Here is a 16,486-nt window from a genome sequence, read left to right as displayed (position 1 = left end):
CTGCGTGCTGGACACGCCAACATCTCTTTCTTTGGGTACATCAGTCCGTGATAAGAAGTGCATCATAAATGAACACCCCTGACTGCGCAATTTTTATACAGCACTCAGGACTGATTAAATCTGAACAACGGTAACAAATAGCGTTGCGCCTCTTCCTTGATCGCCTCAAAGTACTCGGGTTCAAGCGCGCGCCATAAGCGCTGATACCAGACATCTTCCCCTTCGCCCCGCACCATCATGTTCCCTTCGTAGGCCTGCATAAACTTACTGCGCGCCTTCTGCAGTGACGCCTCATCCGTTAACATCGCATCATTCTGCGCGTCATAACAGGCTTTTATCCAGGCACCACCACTTTCCGGCAGGAGCAGGAGCGGTTTGTTCATTCCCTGACGGTAGCCTTCAATGTACAAAGACAGGTATTGTAAGGCCTGCTCAGCCTCCATCGGCGGGAAACGCCATTCGCCCTCTTTGCGCACAAAAATGCGGCTTTCGCCTTTATGGCCATCCGCACTGTAGACAAGATGTTCCAGCCAGAGTTGCAATCCTTGCGAAACGCTCAGCATTGAGGGGCGCCAGCGCAGCAGACCATCTGGCTGAACCTGGGTTAACCAGCCCGTAAGCTGCACACCATTACAGTTGAGGTCGATTTCAATACTCTTCCCGGGCTGTCGGCACGCTCTGACGCGCTCTGCCAGAGCGGTCATCTCCTGACACTGCGCCTCCCAGACGATCTCCCCGAACGCACCATAAGGCAGTTGCCCTGCCGCACGGTAGCGGCGGTAAAGTTTGTCCGCATCTTCCTCTTCAACCAACGCATTCAGCAGTTGCAGGTTTAACTGATAGCGCTCCAGCCCTTCCAGGGTAAAGGGTTCTGCATCAGGAATTTCGCTCTCTTCAGAGCGGAAGTTGACCTGTAATCGTTGCTGGAAGAAAGCGCGCACCGGATGCGCCCAAAACCGCTGAAGCTGTTCGACGGTCAGGGTATCAATCGGTAGCGGGTCAAGTTCCTGAATGAAATCGGTATGCGCGCTCCCCTCTTTTTTCGCCGCCGGCAGCCACTCCTGGGCATAACTCTGGCGCTCGCTGGCAACGTAATTCACCGGATCAAACGGCATGCGGCTGTGGTGACAGGTGATATGCGCTTTCACCCGCTGCTCGCTCTCATCACAGTTGCGCTCTTCATCCCCCGGCAGGTAGTGGCTCTGGCCGATATAATCCACCAGCTCCTGCACCAGAACCGAAGGGAAACGCTCGCTGTTGTCCTGAATGGAACGGCCGATATAGCTGATATAGAGCTTACTCTGGGCGGAAATGAGTGCTTCCAGGAAGAGATAGCGGTCATCATCTCGGCGGCTACGGTCGCCCCGTTTTGGGTCTGCGCTCATCAAATCGAACCCCAGCGGCGCCAGCGCGCGCGGATAGACGCCGTCATTCATGCCAAGCAGGCAAACCACTTTAAACGGGATAGAACGCATTGGCATCAGGGTACAGATATTGATCGGACCCGCCAGGAAACGCTGACTAATTCGCTCCTGATCAAGCCGCTGCGTCAACTCATCCCGCAGCAGCGACAACGGAATTGCCTCGTGATAGTGGGAATTTACCCCCTCGTCGACGATAGCCTGCCACTGCGTTTCAATGAGGGCCATCGCCGCTTCGGTATCGCTGTCTGGCAGGAAGAAATCATTGAGCAGTGCCCGGCAAACCGGGAGCCACTCTTCAAGCGGGCGCGGCTGCATCAGTGCGTGTCGCCAGCGGTTAAGCTGCATCAGTAGTGACGCCAAATGTCCCACCAGTTCCGCAATCAAGCCGCTGGACTCATCGTAAGGCAGAACCTCGTTCCACTCTCCCTGGCTGCTTTCCATGGCGTAGCCCAACAGCATACGCGTCAGGCCAAATCGCCACGTGTGCTGACCGGTTGGGGGAAGTTCAAACTCCTGGACGTTATCATCGTCAATCCCCCAGCGCACGCCAGACTCGTTAACCCACTGGCGAAGGTAACGTAACCCCTCTTCATTGATGTTGAAGCGTGCAGCCAGCACGGGCACATCCAGTAAGGCCAGGACATCTTCGGAGATAAACCGACTATCTGGCAGCGACAGCAACGTGATAAATGCCTGTAACGCCGGATGAGATTGACGGGCGCGACGGTCCGAGATGGCGTAAGGCAGGTGCCGCTCGCCTGTCGCACTGCCAAACACGGCCTGAATGAAGGGACTGTAGCTGTCGATATCCGCCACCATCACCACGATATCGCGCGGCGTCAGCTCAGGATCCTCCTGCAGCATCGCCAGCAGTTGGTCGTGAAGCACTTCGACTTCACGCTGTGGGCTATGACAAACGTGGATCGTAATGCTGCGATCGTCAGGCTCCAGCTTTCGTTTCCTGTCGCTGCGTTCAAACTCCTCCGCCGTCACGCCCATAACGGCGCGGTTTTCCAGATCCAGAATATCTGACTGAATATGATGTAGCAGGCTGTCCGGAGAGATTTCAACGAAGGCATCCACATCGCCTTCGCCTGATGAAGTGATGTCGGAGAGCATATGGATGTAATCACGCCCCAGCTTCCCCCAGGAGGCAAGAAGCGGATTAGGCAGGTTCTGAATACCGTGTTCATCGAAAAGCTGCGCGGCGGAGGCACTGTCTTTAAACAGGGGGACGGTACGCTCTTCAAAAAGGCGTCGCCTCTGGCGGCTCACCAGTCGTGAAAGCCAGCGACCATCCTGAATATCGCCCCAGTACTGGCGACAGGGGTTAGTAAAGAGAATATGAATGTCGATATGTTTACCCAGCGCATTCAGCGCCTGCAGGTAAACCGGTGGCAACGCCGAAATACCGCAGATAAACACACGGGAAGGCAGTCGCGGCGGTCGTTCATTGCTGTTTTGCAGAACAGAGATAAACCGCTGATAGAGGTTGGCACGGTGCCACTTAGGCTGGCCAAGTTTCTCCGTATGTTCCACCAGAGCTTTCCACAAGGGAGCCTGCCAGACCTGCGCCTCCGGCAACCCCTCTACCTGCTCACCCGCTTCCCAGCGGGCCAGCCACTCCGGACGGTAGACCAGATACTGGTCATAAAGGTCAGCGGTGCGCGACGCCAGCTGGAACAGCTTGCGTTTATCGGTATCGTCATTGAGGTAGTGGCGCAGCATGGCAAATTCATCGTGCTGCAGCATTTCTGGCAGCAGCGCCATCAGTTTCCAGCTCATGCCTTGCTTGTTGAAGGCGCTTTGCTCCGGAATGTCCGGCAATACGCGGACAAACATCTCCCAGATAAAACTCGCGGGCAGCGGGAAATCAATATTGGCGGCAATGCCAAACTTACGCGAAAGCGACATTTGCAGCCACTGTGCCATACCGGTACTCTGCACCAGCACCATTTCAGGCTCAAAAGGATCGTCAAGCCGCTCGCGCTCAACGATAAATTCCATCAGTGCTTCCAGCACATCCAGACGATTTGAGTGGTAGACCCTTAACATAGACGCTCCCGACTACTGGCTAACCGGGCAATGCAGACGCGTTAACTCACCGCGCCGCCCCAGAGGAGAAATTAGTGTAACCGTGATGCTGACACATCCGGCGAGCGTTGTCTGCCCCCGACTGGCCTGCCAGCCTGCGGGGAGACTCTTTGTTGAGAGCTGTGTCTGATTCCAAGCATGGTGCCAAAGCTGGCGATACTGGTTAAACACGACAAACCGCGCCGCCAGCGCCCGATGATAACCCGCCAGTGCCGTCACGATCATCACCAGCAACATCATCGCCAGCAGAACCTCCACCATGCTAAACCCCTTTTCTCTGTTCACGGCAGCTGGCATAACGCACTCTCCTGTAGTGGACAAAAATCACTCCAGCCATGCGGCGAAAAGTGGATTTTCCCGTCGATGACCTCTCCTGCGCGCCAGAGCAGCAGGTCATTGCCGCCGGCAATCAGTAGCACATGCGCTTCACCCAGCGGACGCAAACACACCTGCGAGGAGAATACCTTTTTGCACTGAACCTGTGGCGCTGATGACCAACGCTGAACGCGTCCCCACTCAAGCGCGGACTGCACAGACGCCTGTTGCTGGAGCGACCGGCTCTCTCCCGCGACGAGCGTACTAAAGGTCACGAGCTGCTGGTTAAGGCCGGTAAGGATCAGAGTACCGAGCACCAGCAACAGCAGTACCAGAGCCAGCGAAGAGATTCCGCGTTGACGCCTCACAGGTTGTACCCCGTGACCGTGTACAGCGCCTGCCAGGGCTCACCCTGTTCCCCCTGACGAAGAGCAGCCAGTTCAATATTCAGCTCTGGGGCAAAACCGGCGCGATCGGCTTTACTCACCTTAAAGTGCGTGATCGCCAGACTTTCCGGGTCCGTGAGCTTTTCCCATCCCTTTCCTTCGCACGTCGTTGCCCCACGCAGGATTTCCAGCGCCCCCGATTCCAGGCGAAAACCGGTGCTGTCGTTTTCTGATGCTGTGCTATCCCATTTGCCGTTACTGTTGGCATCCCACCGCACAATGACACAGCTCCCTTGCCTGCCGATTAACAGCCCTTGTCCCTGACAGTTTCCCGCGCAGTATCCCGCACGCTGAAGCTGTTTGCCGAGCGCAAACAGGTGCTGCCAGACCTCTTCCTCCCGCTCTCGCTGCCCGGATTGCAGTAGTACCGCCCGCTGCAGGCCGGGTAAGAAACGCGATGCGCTTATCAGCAAAAGGCTGCTTACCGCCGTGGCAATCAGCACTTCAGTCAGTGAAAAACCGCGCTGCCTCATCGACATGGACTTCCCTCTGAGACCTTACACATCCTGATGCGCCCTCCATTTGAGACAATGATCAGCCATTCTCCAGCCTGGCTTTGAACGCGTATCCGCCCTGCCCACGCTGTATTCCGTAATCCATAGAACCCTAGCGAGGGCGTTACCTCACTCACCTTCACGTCAGGCCAGAGCGGAATCAGTACAAAGGGGCTACCTTTCTCGCAGGCCTGCACGACAGAACTCATCAGACAGCTTTTTTCGCCCACCCGCTGAAGAGTAATCTGGTGGTCGCGGTTATGACGGTTGGCATGGTTGCGCAGAAACAGCAGGTAATCTCGCACCTGACTGGCGGTCTGCCACAGACGCTGCTGCCGTTGCCAGCTGTCCCAGCCGTACAGACCTGAAGCGCTGAGAACAACCACAAGCGAAATGGCGACCAGCGTTTCGATAAGCGTAAAACCGTTCTCTTTTTTCATACCGGGAGTGTGGCGAAGCGCCGTTGACATGACGAGCAACGAATGATCGTTTTACGAGGCGTTATCCGCAGAATCAGGAGAGTTGCAGCGTGTTGCACGCTTTCTGGATAGCACGTCGGGAAAGGGGATAATGGCGAAAAAAAACCGGCGCTCTAAAGCACCGGTTGTGTCACGCTTTATCCCATCAGATAGCGACGGGCGCTTTGATGCCTGGGTGCGGGTCGTAACCTTCAATCTCAAAATCTTCAAAGCGGTAATCGAAGATTGACGCCGGTTTGCGTTTGATAATCAGCTTCGGCAGCGCACGCGGTTCGCGCGTCAGCTGAAGATGCGTTTGTTCCATATGGTTGCTGTAGAGATGGGTGTCCCCACCGGTCCAGACAAAATCACCCACTTCCAGGTCGCACTGCTGGGCCATCATGTGAACGAGTAGCGCATAGCTGGCGATGTTAAACGGCAGGCCGAGGAACACATCACAGGAGCGCTGGTAGAGCTGGCAGGAAAGCTTGCCGTCTGCGACATAGAACTGGAAGAACGCGTGGCACGGTGCCAGCGCCATTTTATCCAGCTCGCCCACGTTCCAGGCGGAAACGATGATGCGACGCGAGTCCGGGTCGTTCTTCAGCTGGTTCATCACGGTGGTGATCTGGTCGATGTGGCGGCCATCAGGCGTTGGCCATGCGCGCCACTGCTTGCCGTAAACCGGGCCCAGGTTGCCGTTTTCATCTGCCCATTCGTCCCAGATGGTGACGTTATTTTCGTGCAGATACGCAACGTTGGTATCGCCTTGCAGGAACCAGAGCAGTTCATGAATGATCGAGCGCAGGTGGCAGCGCTTCGTCGTCACTAGGGGGAAGCCTTCCTGCAGATTGAAGCGCATCTGGTGGCCAAAAATGGAGAGCGTACCGGTACCGGTGCGGTCGTTTTTCGGCGTGCCCTCGTCGAGCACTTTTTTCATCAATTCAAGATACTGTTTCATGGTTCCTCAGGAAAGTTGTTGCTGTGGACGACGACGATACGCCCAAATCATCATAATGGCACCCGCGACAATCATCGGAATGGAGAGGATTTGCCCCATGCTGATGTACTGTACCCACTCGCCGGTAAACTGCGCATCCGGCTGACGGAAGAACTCGACGATGATACGGAATGCGCCATAGCCAATCAGGAACAGACCGGACACGGCCCCCATTGGACGTGGCTTGCGGATAAACAGGTTCAGGATGATAAACAGCACCACGCCTTCCAGCGCCAGCTCGTACAGCTGAGACATATGGCGCGGCAGAACGCCGTAGGTATCGAAAATGGACTGCCACTCCGGGTGTGATGGCAGCAGGGCGATATCTTCCGCACGCGAGCCCGGGAACAGCATGGTAAAGGACACGCTCGGATCGACACGTCCCCACAGCTCACCGTTGATGAAGTTACCCAGACGGCCAGCGCCCAGCCCAAACGGGATCAGCGGTGCGATAAAATCGGAAACCTGGAAGAAGTTGCGTTTGGTGCGTTTGGCAAAAATCACCATCACCAGGATCACCCCAATCAGACCGCCATGGAAGGACATGCCGCCGTCCCAGACGCGGAACAGATAGAGCGGATCGTTCAGGAATACCGGGAAGTTATAGAACAGCACATACCCAATACGGCCGCCGAGGAACACGCCGAGGAAGCCCGCATACAGCAGGTTTTCAACTTCGTTTTTGGTCCAGCCGCTGCCAGGACGACTGGCGCGACGGCCAGCGAGCCACATGGCAAAAATGAAGCCCACCAGATACATCAGACCGTACCAGTGAAGCGAAACAGGTCCTATTGAGAAAATGACCGGATCAAATTCCGGAAAATGCAGATAACCACTGTTCATCTGTCACCACAAGATGTTGTTATTCCGCTGAAAGTGGACAGCGGTAGAAATGCGATTCTGCCGTAAGCAGAGGCTCCAAAGTTGCGAATCATAGCATAAGGCGGGCGCGGAGGATGCGCCAGAGATGTAAAAGATGTGTATAGGATTTTATGCGCGCTGGTGCCCTCTCCCACAGAGAGAGGGCGAAAGGCGATTAGCGACCGCCGCGGATCAGACCGCCCATGCCGCGTCGTTCCATAAACGCGGCGACCTGGTGGCGAACCTCGGTTGCCAGTTGCGCTTCAAGACTGCGTTCAGCCAGCTCGCGGGCATCGTTGATATCGATATGGCGCAACAGATACTTCACGCGTGCGACGGCCCGGCCGTTCATCGACAGATGGCGGTATCCCAGACCAATCAGGATCGCGACGCACATCGAATCCCCTGCCATTTCACCACACAAGCGTAAATCAATACCGTACTGCTCCGCTTCCCGGGCGATCATCGCCAGCGCACGAATGATCGCCGGATGCAGGCTATCGTAGATACTGGCGACGCGGGTATTGTTACGGTCGACGGCCAGAATATATTGCGTCAGGTCGTTCGTGCCGACGGAGATAAAATCAACCCGGTTTGCCAGCTGCGGCAGCATAAAGACCATGGAAGGCACTTCGAGCATCACCCCGATCCGCGGTTTCGGGATCGCATAGCCTATCATCTCTTCCACTTCACGGCCTGCGCGTTCAATCAGCCGTCGCGCTTCGTCGATCTCATCAATGCTGGTGACCATCGGCAACAGAATGCTGAGGTTACCCGTCGCCGCATTGGCGCGCAGCATCGCGCGCACCTGGATCAGGAAGATCTCAGGCTGATCGAGCGTAATGCGGATCCCACGCCAGCCCAGGCACGGGTTTTCCTCACTGATCGGCATATAAGGCAGCTGTTTATCCGCCCCGACATCCAGCGTACGCAGGGTGACCGGTTTGTCGTTAAACATCTGCAGCATGCCCTGATACTGCGCCACCTGCTCCTCTTCGGAGGGGAAACCGCTCTGCAGCATGAACGGGATCTCAGTGCGGTACAGGCCAATACCGTCGATGCGGCTGCCAAGCTTTTCTTCGTGCTCAGGGCTTAAACCGGCATTGAGCATCACTTTGATCCGCTCACCGCTTTTAAGCTGTGCGGGCAGGTTAACGTCATCTTCTGCCAGCTTGCTTAATTCATTCTCTTCGCTGATAAGACGCTGGTATTCCTGGAGCAGAACCGGCTCAGGATCGACCAGCAGCTCTCCGCGATAGCCGTCCACCACCAGCGTCCGTCGATGCAGAACCGACGGCTGGATATCCGCCCCCATAACGGTCGGAATACCCAGCGCACGCACCATAATGGCGGCATGGGAGTTAGCGGCCCCATCGCGCACCACGACACCGGCCAGCCTGTCCTGGGGCAGTTCAGCCAGCGTCGTTGCCGAGAGTTCATCGGCGACCAGAATAAACCGTTTTGGCCAGGCATTCGGCCCCTGAATGGTGTCATCAAGGTGGAACAGCAGCCGTTGTCCGAGGGCCCGTAGATCCCCGGCCCGCTCTTTCAGGTAACCGTCAGTCAGCGCCGCAAATTGCTCGGCAAATTTTTCGATAACCTTCTTAACTGCCCACTCCGCGACCGAGCCTTTATCCACCTCCGCAAAAAGCTCACGGCGCAGACGCGCATCGGAGAGAAGGTGCGAATAGAGGTCAAAAATGGCCGCCGTCTCTTTCTGCGCGCCTGCGGCAAAACGTTTGCTGTAGCGGCGAAATTCATTCGCCGCCTCTTCCAGCGCGGCGGTAAGGCGCTCGCGCTCAAGCGCTTCATCAAGCGTTGAGGCTTCGTAAACCTGCTCCATCAACGGCAGCGTGGCGTCCATCCAGCCTTCAGCAATCGCCACCCCTGGCGAGGCCGGAAGGGCACGAATGCGCGTATGGCGGTACTGACCAAAGAGCGCGGCAAGCTGAGACTGAGAGAGGATGGCCGCCATCTGCGTAGCCAGCGTCACGAGGAAAGACTCTTCGCTTTCATCGTACTGACGTAGCTCGCGCTGCTGGACAACCAGCACGCCGAGCAGCTGACGACGCTGGATAATCGGCACACCGAGGAAAGCGCGGAAGCGCTCTTCTTTTACGGAAGGAATGTATTTGAAGCTGGGGTGTTTTTGCGCATCAGCAAGGTTGATGGGTTCAGCCAGCCGTCCAACCAGACCCACAATACCTTCATCAAATGCGAGGGTTACAGTGCGCCCACGTGGTTTTTTCAAACCACGGGTTGCCATCAGGTAATAGCAGCGTCGATCGTGGTCGGCCAGATACACCGAACAGACCTCGGTCTCCATCGCAAGACAGATGTCAGTGACCAGAATATTCAGCGCCTCGTTCAGACGCGGCGCACTGGCCACCTTCTCGACTATTTCTCGCAAGCGGGTGAGCATGATTTGCGTAGCTTAACCTCTTTTACGTCGCCAGGCAGGTGCGCTCTGCGGCTTAGGCGGGATCTCCTGAAGCTGCATCACCACACTTGCAAACTCTTTCATCACCCTACGGTAAACATCGCGTTTAAATGACACGACCTGACGAACAGGATACCAATAGCTCACCCAGCGCCAGCCATCAAACTCAGGCGTACTGCTGGTCTGCATATTGATGTCTGAATCGTTACCCACCAACTGCAACAGAAACCATTTCTGTTTCTGGCCGATACAAACCGGCTTTGTGTCCCAACGCACCAAACGTTTCGGTAACTTGTAACGCAACCAGTTGCGGGTCGAAGCCAGGATACGAACATCTTTCCGGCTTAAACCGACCTCTTCAAAAAGCTCCCGGTACATCGCTTGTTCTGGGGACTCTCCCGGATTGATCCCGCCTTGCGGGAACTGCCAGGAGTGCTGACCATACCGCCGGGCCCACATTACCTGGCCCTGACGATTACAAATTACTATTCCTACGTTCGGGCGGTAGCCATCGTCATCAATCACCGGACTACCCCAAACTAAACCTTATATATGAATGATTGTTTCACACTACAGGGAGGCGGTAAACCACTCTCTTACAGGCCTGCAACCTAATAACATTTGAATAACTCACAAATAAGTGCTGAGTTATAAACAGATGTGAGGCAGCAAGGGGAATTTTATTCACCTTTTCTGTGGATATAGTTGTGAAGAAGTGTCTGATTACCGATGAACAACCTTTATCACCGCCGTTCTCCCTCTTATGCCAACTGAATATAATTTCTTTATTTACAGTCAGTTAAATGCAGAACGGTAAACAAAAAGCTGAATAGCGTGACGATCATCACATCAGAGATCGTGGTGCTGATGAAAGATCGAACAGCGTCGGTTTTATCCACAGATTGTGCCAATAAGTTAGTCACAATTTGTGTGAAAATTCGATTTTCATCGCACGTCAAGGCTGTAAATTGAAACAGTAGTCAGGGTTATGCCCAGTTATCCCATTTTTCTGTGGATAACATGGTGTAAGATCCTGTTCATTGTCAGTGACCAGATTTGAACAACCGCTTTTCCGCCCACGGTGAAACGATTTCAACGCGACAAAATATCCAATAAATCATAGACATGTCATATTGGTACAGAAAAAGTTAAACTCTATCCACAGGGGACAATTTCTTCGTTTATTTTTTAATCAAAAGGTTACCATCATGCATCCGCTTACACCCTTGCATTCACCGCCCTCCAGCGAGAGCCTGTTGCTACAACAGGCCCAGCGCCTGGCAGGCTTTTCGCTTGGCGAGCTGGCCGCAATGGCAGGGCTCCCGATCCCGAAGGATCTGAAACGGGATAAAGGCTGGATCGGCATGCTGCTCGAGCTCTGGCTGGGTGCCAGCGCAGGGAGTAAACCTGAGCAAGATTTTGCCGCCCTTGGCGTGGAGTTAAAAACCATTCCCATAGACCGTCAGGGGAAGCCGCTTGAAACCACGTTTGTCTGCGTTGCGCCATTAACCGGCAATACCGGCGTAACGTGGGAAACCAGCCATGTTCGCCATAAGCTGAAGCGCGTCCTGTGGGTACCGGTTGAAGGCGAGCGGGCGATCCCGCTGGCCGATCGTCGCATTGGCGCCCCGCTGCTCTGGAGCCCAACTGATGATGAGGAGCACCAGCTGCGTCTGGACTGGGAGGAGCTGATGGACATGATTGTGCTTGGGCAGGTCGAGCGCATTACTGCCCGACACGGAGAAGTGTTACAGCTGCGTCCGAAAGCGGCGAACAGCAAAGCGCTCACTGAGGCCATCGGCGCACACGGTGAACCCATACTGACCCTGCCGCGCGGTTTTTATCTCAAAAAGAATTTTACCGGCGCGCTGCTGGCACGCCATTTCCTGCTTAACACATAGTTTTTTACTTATTTTGAGAGCTCTCAAACATAATCACCTGGTTTTTAAGATTTTACCGCTTTCTCCATTCGCCATATCGGGTTAATACTAGACTATGATTTGATACGAGCCAGATGAGGACAATAACGATGAAAAAATGGGCAGTGTTAGTTTCAGCAGTCGGTTTAGCCTTTGCCGTATCGGGTTGTAGCAGCGATTACGTCATGGCGACAAAAGACGGTCGAATGATCCTGACTGACGGCAAACCCGAAGTCGATGATGATACCGGTCTGGTCAGCTACCGCGACCAGGAAGGCAATAAAATGCAGATCAATCGCGACGAAGTCTCGCAAATTATCGAGCGATAAACAGAGAGAGGTCAGTAGCTTGCTGGCCTTTTTGATTTTTTTCTTCCCCTTTTGCTTCCCCTCTGCCATGTTTATATTCCTTTGTCGGGAACACCCTGACGCGGTCTATATGTCTCATGAGGAAGCCGGCTATGCATTATCACCGTATCCCCCACAGCGCTCTCGAAATAAGCCAACTGGGGTTGGGCACGATGACATTTGGTGAACAAAACAGCGAAGCCGATGCCCATGCACAACTCGATTATGCCGTCAGCCAGGGCATTAACCTGATTGATGTCGCAGAGATGTACCCTGTTCCACCCCGTCCGGAAACGCAGGGACTTACCGAAACGTATGTGGGTAACTGGCTGGCAAAACACGGTAACCGTGAAAAGCTGGTGATCGCCTCAAAAGTCAGTGGCCCCGCGCGCAACAACGATACCGGGATCCGCCCGAATCAGATCCTCGATCGCAAAAATATCCGCGCCGCGCTGGATGCCAGCCTGAAGCGTCTGCAGACCGACTACCTCGATCTGTACCAGGTACACTGGCCACAGCGCCCCACTAACTGCTTTGGTAAGCTTGGCTACAGCTGGAATGAAAGCGCCCCTGCCGTGACGCTGCTGGAAACGCTGGAAGCGCTAGCCGAGTGCCAGCGCGCGGGGAAAATCCGCTACATTGGCGTCTCTAACGAAACGGCCTTTGGGGTGATGCGCTATCTGCATCTGGCGGATAAACACGATCTGCCGCGCATCGTCACCATCCAGAACCCGTACAGCCTGCTTAACCGCAGCTATGAAGTGGGTCTGGCCGAAGTGACGCAGTATGAAGAGGTGGAACTGCTCGCCTATTCCTGCCTCGGTTTCGGCACGCTGACGGGGAAATACCTGAACGGGGCGAAACCGGCCGGGGCGCGTAACACCCTCTTTAGCCGCTTTACCCGCTACAGCGGCGAGCAGACGCAGAAAGCCGTTGCCGCCTATGTGGATATCGCAAAGCGTCACGGTCTTGACCCTGCGCAGATGGCGCTTGCCTTCGTGCGTCGTCAGCCGTTTGTTGCCAGCACCCTGCTTGGCGCGACCACCCTGGAGCAGTTGAAAACCAACATTGAGAGTTTTCATCTGAACCTGAGTGAAGAGGTGTTAGCGGAGATTGAAGCGGTGCATCAGGTATACACATACCCGGCACCGTAATAAAAGCAAAACGGCAACGCATGTTGCCGTTTTTAGGGTTTGCTCCCTCTCCCTTTGGGAGAGGGCCGGGGTGAGGGCATCAGGCCGCACTGATCAACGACGACGCTGCCAAAGCCATAATGCGGCAATCGCAATCGCAAACAGCCCGCCAAACCCGACGCCAATTCCTACCACCGGCACGCCCACTTTAACTGCGAGTGAATAAAGCCCCAGCATCAACAGCATCGCCAGGTTTTCACCCAGGTTTTGTACCGCGATGGCATTTCCCGCCCCGACGGTCTGCTTGCCCCGTTCCTGCAGTAACGCATTGAGCGGCACCACGAAGAAGCCCCCGAGAATACCAATCAGGATCAGGAGGGCATAAGCGGGCAATAACGCATGCTGCAGCGAGAAAATAAGCACCACCACGCCAATAAGGATCCCTGCCGGCATGCAGCGCGCTACCGTCTCAAGCGTGACCAGCTTCGCCGCCGCGCCTGCCCCAACCACAATCCCGATAGCCACCATCGCATTCAGATAGGTTGGCGTCGCGTTGTCGGTGATCCCCAGCGCCACTGGCACCCACAGTACCAGCAGGAAGCGCAGCGTAACGCCTGCGCCCCAGAACATACTGGTGCCCATCAGGGAGAAACGGGTTTCACCGTTACGCCACAGCACACGACAGGCAGTAAAGAAGCTGCCGGTCATTGGCTTAAAGCGCCAGGACTGGCCCGGGCGAGCCACCGGCAGCTTCGGAATAAACAGGTTAGCGACGACCGCCCCGCCATACACCACTGCACACACGCCCAGGGCCGCCAGAACATGCCAGTCGGCCAGGACGCCGCCCGCGACGGAGCCGAGCAGGATAGCGGCAATCGTTGAGGACTCCATCAGGCCATTGGCTTTGACCAGCTTATCCCCCGTGGTCAGCTCTCCGAGGATGCCATACTTCGCCGGGGAGTAGGCGGCAGCACCGATGCCCACCAGCGTATAGCCAACAAACGGATTGAAGCCAAAACAGATACTGGCTGCGCCCAGCAGCTTGAGTCCGTTGGCAAACATCATCACCCGGCCTTTGGGGAAGCTGTCCGCCACCTGTCCGACGAAGGGAGCAAATATAATGTAAGCGCCCACAAACACCATCTGCAGGATCGGCTGGCTCCAGTCGGGGTAAAACTCGGCCTTAAGCAGCGCCAGCGTGGCAAACAACAGCGCGTTATCGCCAAACGCAGAGAGAAACTGCGCGGCAATGACCGCCAGCATGCCTTTCGATCTGAGCGAGGTGTTAGTGTGTACTGACTCACGCATTTTGCTGTTCCGCCTCTTCAACCATGCCTTTCAGGGTCACGAAATCGGGCTTCCCGCTTCCCAGCACCGGAAGCTGCTTTAGGTAGCGAATATCGCGCGGTACCGCCAGCTCAGGAATACCATGTTCACGCGCATAGCTGAGTAACCTGTCGCGCTTAAGCTCACTGTCGGTTGTAAACAGCACCAGCGCCTCACCTTTGCTGGCATCGCTCTTCACGACTGTAACGTGCATCTTCTCGGCGGACACGGCGGTCGCCAGTTGCTCAACCATTTCCAGAGAGACCATTTCACCGGCAATTTTGGCGAAGCGTTTTGCACGTCCCTGGATCTGTACAAAGCCTTGTTCATCAAAGCGGACAATATCACCAGTGTCGTACCAGCCGGTTTCTACCTCGCCGTTGACGTTCTCCGCCGTCGGCGCTTCCAGCACGCCTGGGTTTTCCACGCGCAGATACCCGTTCATCACGTTTGGCCCTTTGAGCTGCAGACGGCCGCCGTCCTCTATGCCCGGCACCGCCAGCAGACGCGCGTCCATCCCCGGCAGAATGCGGCCAACCGTTCCCGGTTTCGCCGCCATCGGCACGTTAATCGAGACCACGGGCGCACACTCGGTCACGCCATAGCCTTCGAGAATGCGCAGACCAAACTTGTCCTGCCAGATCTGACGCGTGCTCTCCTGCAGTTTTTCTGCGCCAGCCACCACATACCGCACGCGATAGAAGTCATACGGATTGGCAAAACGCGCATAGTTACCCAGGAAGGTTGAAGTCCCGAACAACACGGTGCAGTTACGGTCATACACCAGCTCCGGCACAATGCGGTAATGCAGCGGGCTGGGATAGAGGAACACTTCAGCGCCGGTCAGCAGCGGCGTAAACAGCCCGACCGTCAGGCCAAAGGAGTGGAACAGCGGCAGCGCCGACATAAACCGGTCGTTCGCGGTAAAGTCGGCAATGCTTTTGATCTGCTCAACGTTTGCCAGAATGCTCTTGTGGCTGTGGACAACGCCTTTTGGGTTGCCTTCAGAACCCGATGTGAAGAGGATAATCGCGTCATCTTCCGGCTGCTGTTTGACCTGGGCCAGACGCGGCATCAGCAGATGCGCAAAAATCCACAGCTTGTCGCCGGTGGTCACGTCCGCTTTCAGATCTTCCAGGAAGACCCAGCGCACCTGCGTGAGTTGCTCGGGAAGATGCCAGAGCTTGCCTTTGTCCAGGAACTGACGGGAGGTAAAGACGGTGTTAATCTGAGCGGCGGTGATGGCGCTGGTCAGCCCCTTCACACCCGCCGTGTAGTTCATCATCGCCGGAATACGGCCCCGTGAAACCGCGCCAAAAATCACCGCCGCGCTGATGCCCGCGTTAGGCAGCATCAGGCCAATCTTTTCGCCCTTTTTGCTGTATTTATCCAGTATGCGGCCCACGAACAGGGTCTTGGTCAGCAGTTTGCGATAGGTATCCGGGGTAAAGTTGATGTCTTCGATACAGTTTTTCTTCGCGCCATAGCGGTACTGCGCAGAAAGCAGGGATTCGTACAGCGTTTCGCGCGGACGAACGGCCATACGCGCTTCCATCATGATCTGATGCAGCATCTCCCCGGCGATCTTACGGCGATCGCGGGCACGCGGCGCGTCGGGCATCGGGAGCGACGTTGGCGGCAGAATATGCAGCGTGATGGTGGGGAACAGACGCTGCTTCACCAGCCCTTTCAGACGACTGAAATGGGTCAGCTCCGCCCCTTCAATGCGCAGCGGCACCACGGTCGCTTTTGACTTCGCCGCGACAAACCCCGCACCGTCGTAGATCTTCATCAGCGATCCGGTCACTGAAATACGCCCTTCCGGGAAAATGACCACCGGGCGCCCCTGCTCTACCAGACGGACCAGATGTTTAATCATCATCGGCTTTGTCGGGTCGAGCGGCACAAAATCAATCAACGGCGTGAGCCAGCGCATGTACCACTGCTGGCTAATGGATGTATAGACCGCAAACACCGGACGCACGGGCAAAAACAGTGCCAGCAGAATGCCATCGATAAAGGAAACGTGATTTGGTGTGATTAAAACGCGTTCACCGCGAAGCGCCTGGGCATCGCCCGTGACGCGGATGCGAAAGAGGATACGGAAAAGTGTACGGAAGAACCCAAATAGCATCTCAACTCCCTTTGCCAGCCAGTGTGAAGGGTTGATAGTAAATGGTGGCAGATTACACGAGAAGTGATACGGGAGCGACAGCAAAAATGGAGGCG

General features: G+C 55.6%; 14 protein-coding genes. 3 read left to right on the top strand and 11 right to left on the bottom strand.

All coding sequences use genetic code 11. The annotated features are described in order from the left end of the window. Nucleotides 1-104 precede the first annotated feature (104 nt). The 9 genes from recC to rppH form a co-directional block, all read right to left on the bottom strand. Nucleotides 105-3,479, bottom strand: a complete 3,375-nt coding sequence (recC, locus tag C5687_RS05510) for an exodeoxyribonuclease V subunit gamma (RefSeq protein WP_104556550.1) — start codon at nt 3,477-3,479, stop codon at nt 105-107. Between the two features lie 12 nt (nt 3,480-3,491). Continuing rightward, the gene (locus C5687_RS05505) at nt 3,492-3,815 is read right to left on the bottom strand and encodes a prepilin-type N-terminal cleavage/methylation domain-containing protein (RefSeq protein WP_047959392.1); all 324 of its coding nucleotides are present in this window, start codon (nt 3,813-3,815) and stop codon (nt 3,492-3,494) included. Continuing rightward, complete coding sequence (locus tag C5687_RS05500) at nt 3,800-4,201, bottom strand: DUF2509 family protein (RefSeq protein WP_047959393.1); 402 nt, start codon at nt 4,199-4,201, stop codon at nt 3,800-3,802. The genes C5687_RS05505 and C5687_RS05500 overlap by 16 nt, the downstream gene beginning before the upstream one ends. Next, on the bottom strand, nt 4,198-4,758 hold the full coding sequence (locus C5687_RS05495) for a prepilin peptidase-dependent protein (RefSeq protein ID WP_104556549.1): 561 nt from the start codon (nt 4,756-4,758) through the stop codon (nt 4,198-4,200). The genes C5687_RS05500 and C5687_RS05495 overlap by 4 nt, the downstream gene beginning before the upstream one ends. Beyond that, nucleotides 4,749-5,213: a prepilin peptidase-dependent protein gene (locus C5687_RS05490; RefSeq protein ID WP_104556548.1), complete on the bottom strand. Its 465-nt coding sequence runs from the start codon at nt 5,211-5,213 to the stop codon at nt 4,749-4,751. Before C5687_RS05490 ends, C5687_RS05495 begins: the two co-directional genes overlap by 10 nt. Nucleotides 5,214-5,397: 184 nt before the next feature. Next, complete coding sequence (gene thyA / locus C5687_RS05485) at nt 5,398-6,192, bottom strand: thymidylate synthase (RefSeq protein WP_047959396.1); 795 nt, start codon at nt 6,190-6,192, stop codon at nt 5,398-5,400. A gap of 6 nt (nt 6,193-6,198) precedes the next feature. Continuing rightward, the gene (gene lgt / locus C5687_RS05480) at nt 6,199-7,074 is read right to left on the bottom strand and encodes a prolipoprotein diacylglyceryl transferase (protein WP_025760096.1); all 876 of its coding nucleotides are present in this window, start codon (nt 7,072-7,074) and stop codon (nt 6,199-6,201) included. A 193-nt stretch (nt 7,075-7,267) separates the two neighbouring features. Beyond that, complete coding sequence (gene ptsP, locus C5687_RS05475) at nt 7,268-9,514, bottom strand: phosphoenolpyruvate--protein phosphotransferase (RefSeq protein ID WP_045285824.1); 2,247 nt, start codon at nt 9,512-9,514, stop codon at nt 7,268-7,270. 12 nt (nt 9,515-9,526) lie between these two features. After that, the gene (gene rppH, locus C5687_RS05470; RefSeq protein WP_013098553.1) at nt 9,527-10,057 is read right to left on the bottom strand and encodes an RNA pyrophosphohydrolase; all 531 of its coding nucleotides are present in this window, start codon (nt 10,055-10,057) and stop codon (nt 9,527-9,529) included. A gap of 683 nt (nt 10,058-10,740) precedes the next feature. Here rppH and mutH point away from each other — a divergent pair. The 3 genes from mutH (at nt 10,741) to C5687_RS05455 (ending at nt 12,952) form a co-directional block, all read left to right on the top strand. Beyond that, a complete protein-coding gene (gene mutH, locus C5687_RS05465) occupies nt 10,741-11,433 on the top strand; it encodes a DNA mismatch repair endonuclease MutH (protein ID WP_104556547.1) in 693 nt (230 codons plus the stop codon). A gap of 128 nt (nt 11,434-11,561) precedes the next feature. Further along, on the top strand, nt 11,562-11,780 hold the full coding sequence (locus tag C5687_RS05460; RefSeq protein ID WP_008499668.1) for a YgdI/YgdR family lipoprotein: 219 nt from the start codon (nt 11,562-11,564) through the stop codon (nt 11,778-11,780). A 131-nt stretch (nt 11,781-11,911) separates the two neighbouring features. Further along, a complete protein-coding gene (locus C5687_RS05455; protein ID WP_094919657.1) occupies nt 11,912-12,952 on the top strand; it encodes an NADP(H)-dependent aldo-keto reductase in 1,041 nt (346 codons plus the stop codon). Between the two features lie 93 nt (nt 12,953-13,045). On the opposite strand, the gene lplT is transcribed toward C5687_RS05455, so the two are convergent. Both lplT and aas read right to left on the bottom strand, forming a co-directional pair. Continuing rightward, a complete protein-coding gene (lplT, locus tag C5687_RS05450) occupies nt 13,046-14,239 on the bottom strand; it encodes a lysophospholipid transporter LplT (RefSeq protein WP_025757803.1) in 1,194 nt (397 codons plus the stop codon). Beyond that, on the bottom strand, nt 14,232-16,391 hold the full coding sequence (aas, locus tag C5687_RS05445; protein WP_104556546.1) for a bifunctional acyl-ACP--phospholipid O-acyltransferase/long-chain-fatty-acid--ACP ligase: 2,160 nt from the start codon (nt 16,389-16,391) through the stop codon (nt 14,232-14,234). Before aas ends, lplT begins: the two co-directional genes overlap by 8 nt. Between the last annotated feature and the right edge of the window lie 95 nt (nt 16,392-16,486).

This window comes from Enterobacter sichuanensis, assembly GCF_002939185.1.
Taxonomy (GTDB): Bacteria; Pseudomonadota; Gammaproteobacteria; order Enterobacterales; family Enterobacteriaceae; genus Enterobacter; species Enterobacter sichuanensis.
Note: the sequence above shows the minus strand (reverse complement) of the source record. Positions and strands in the feature narration are given on the sequence as shown.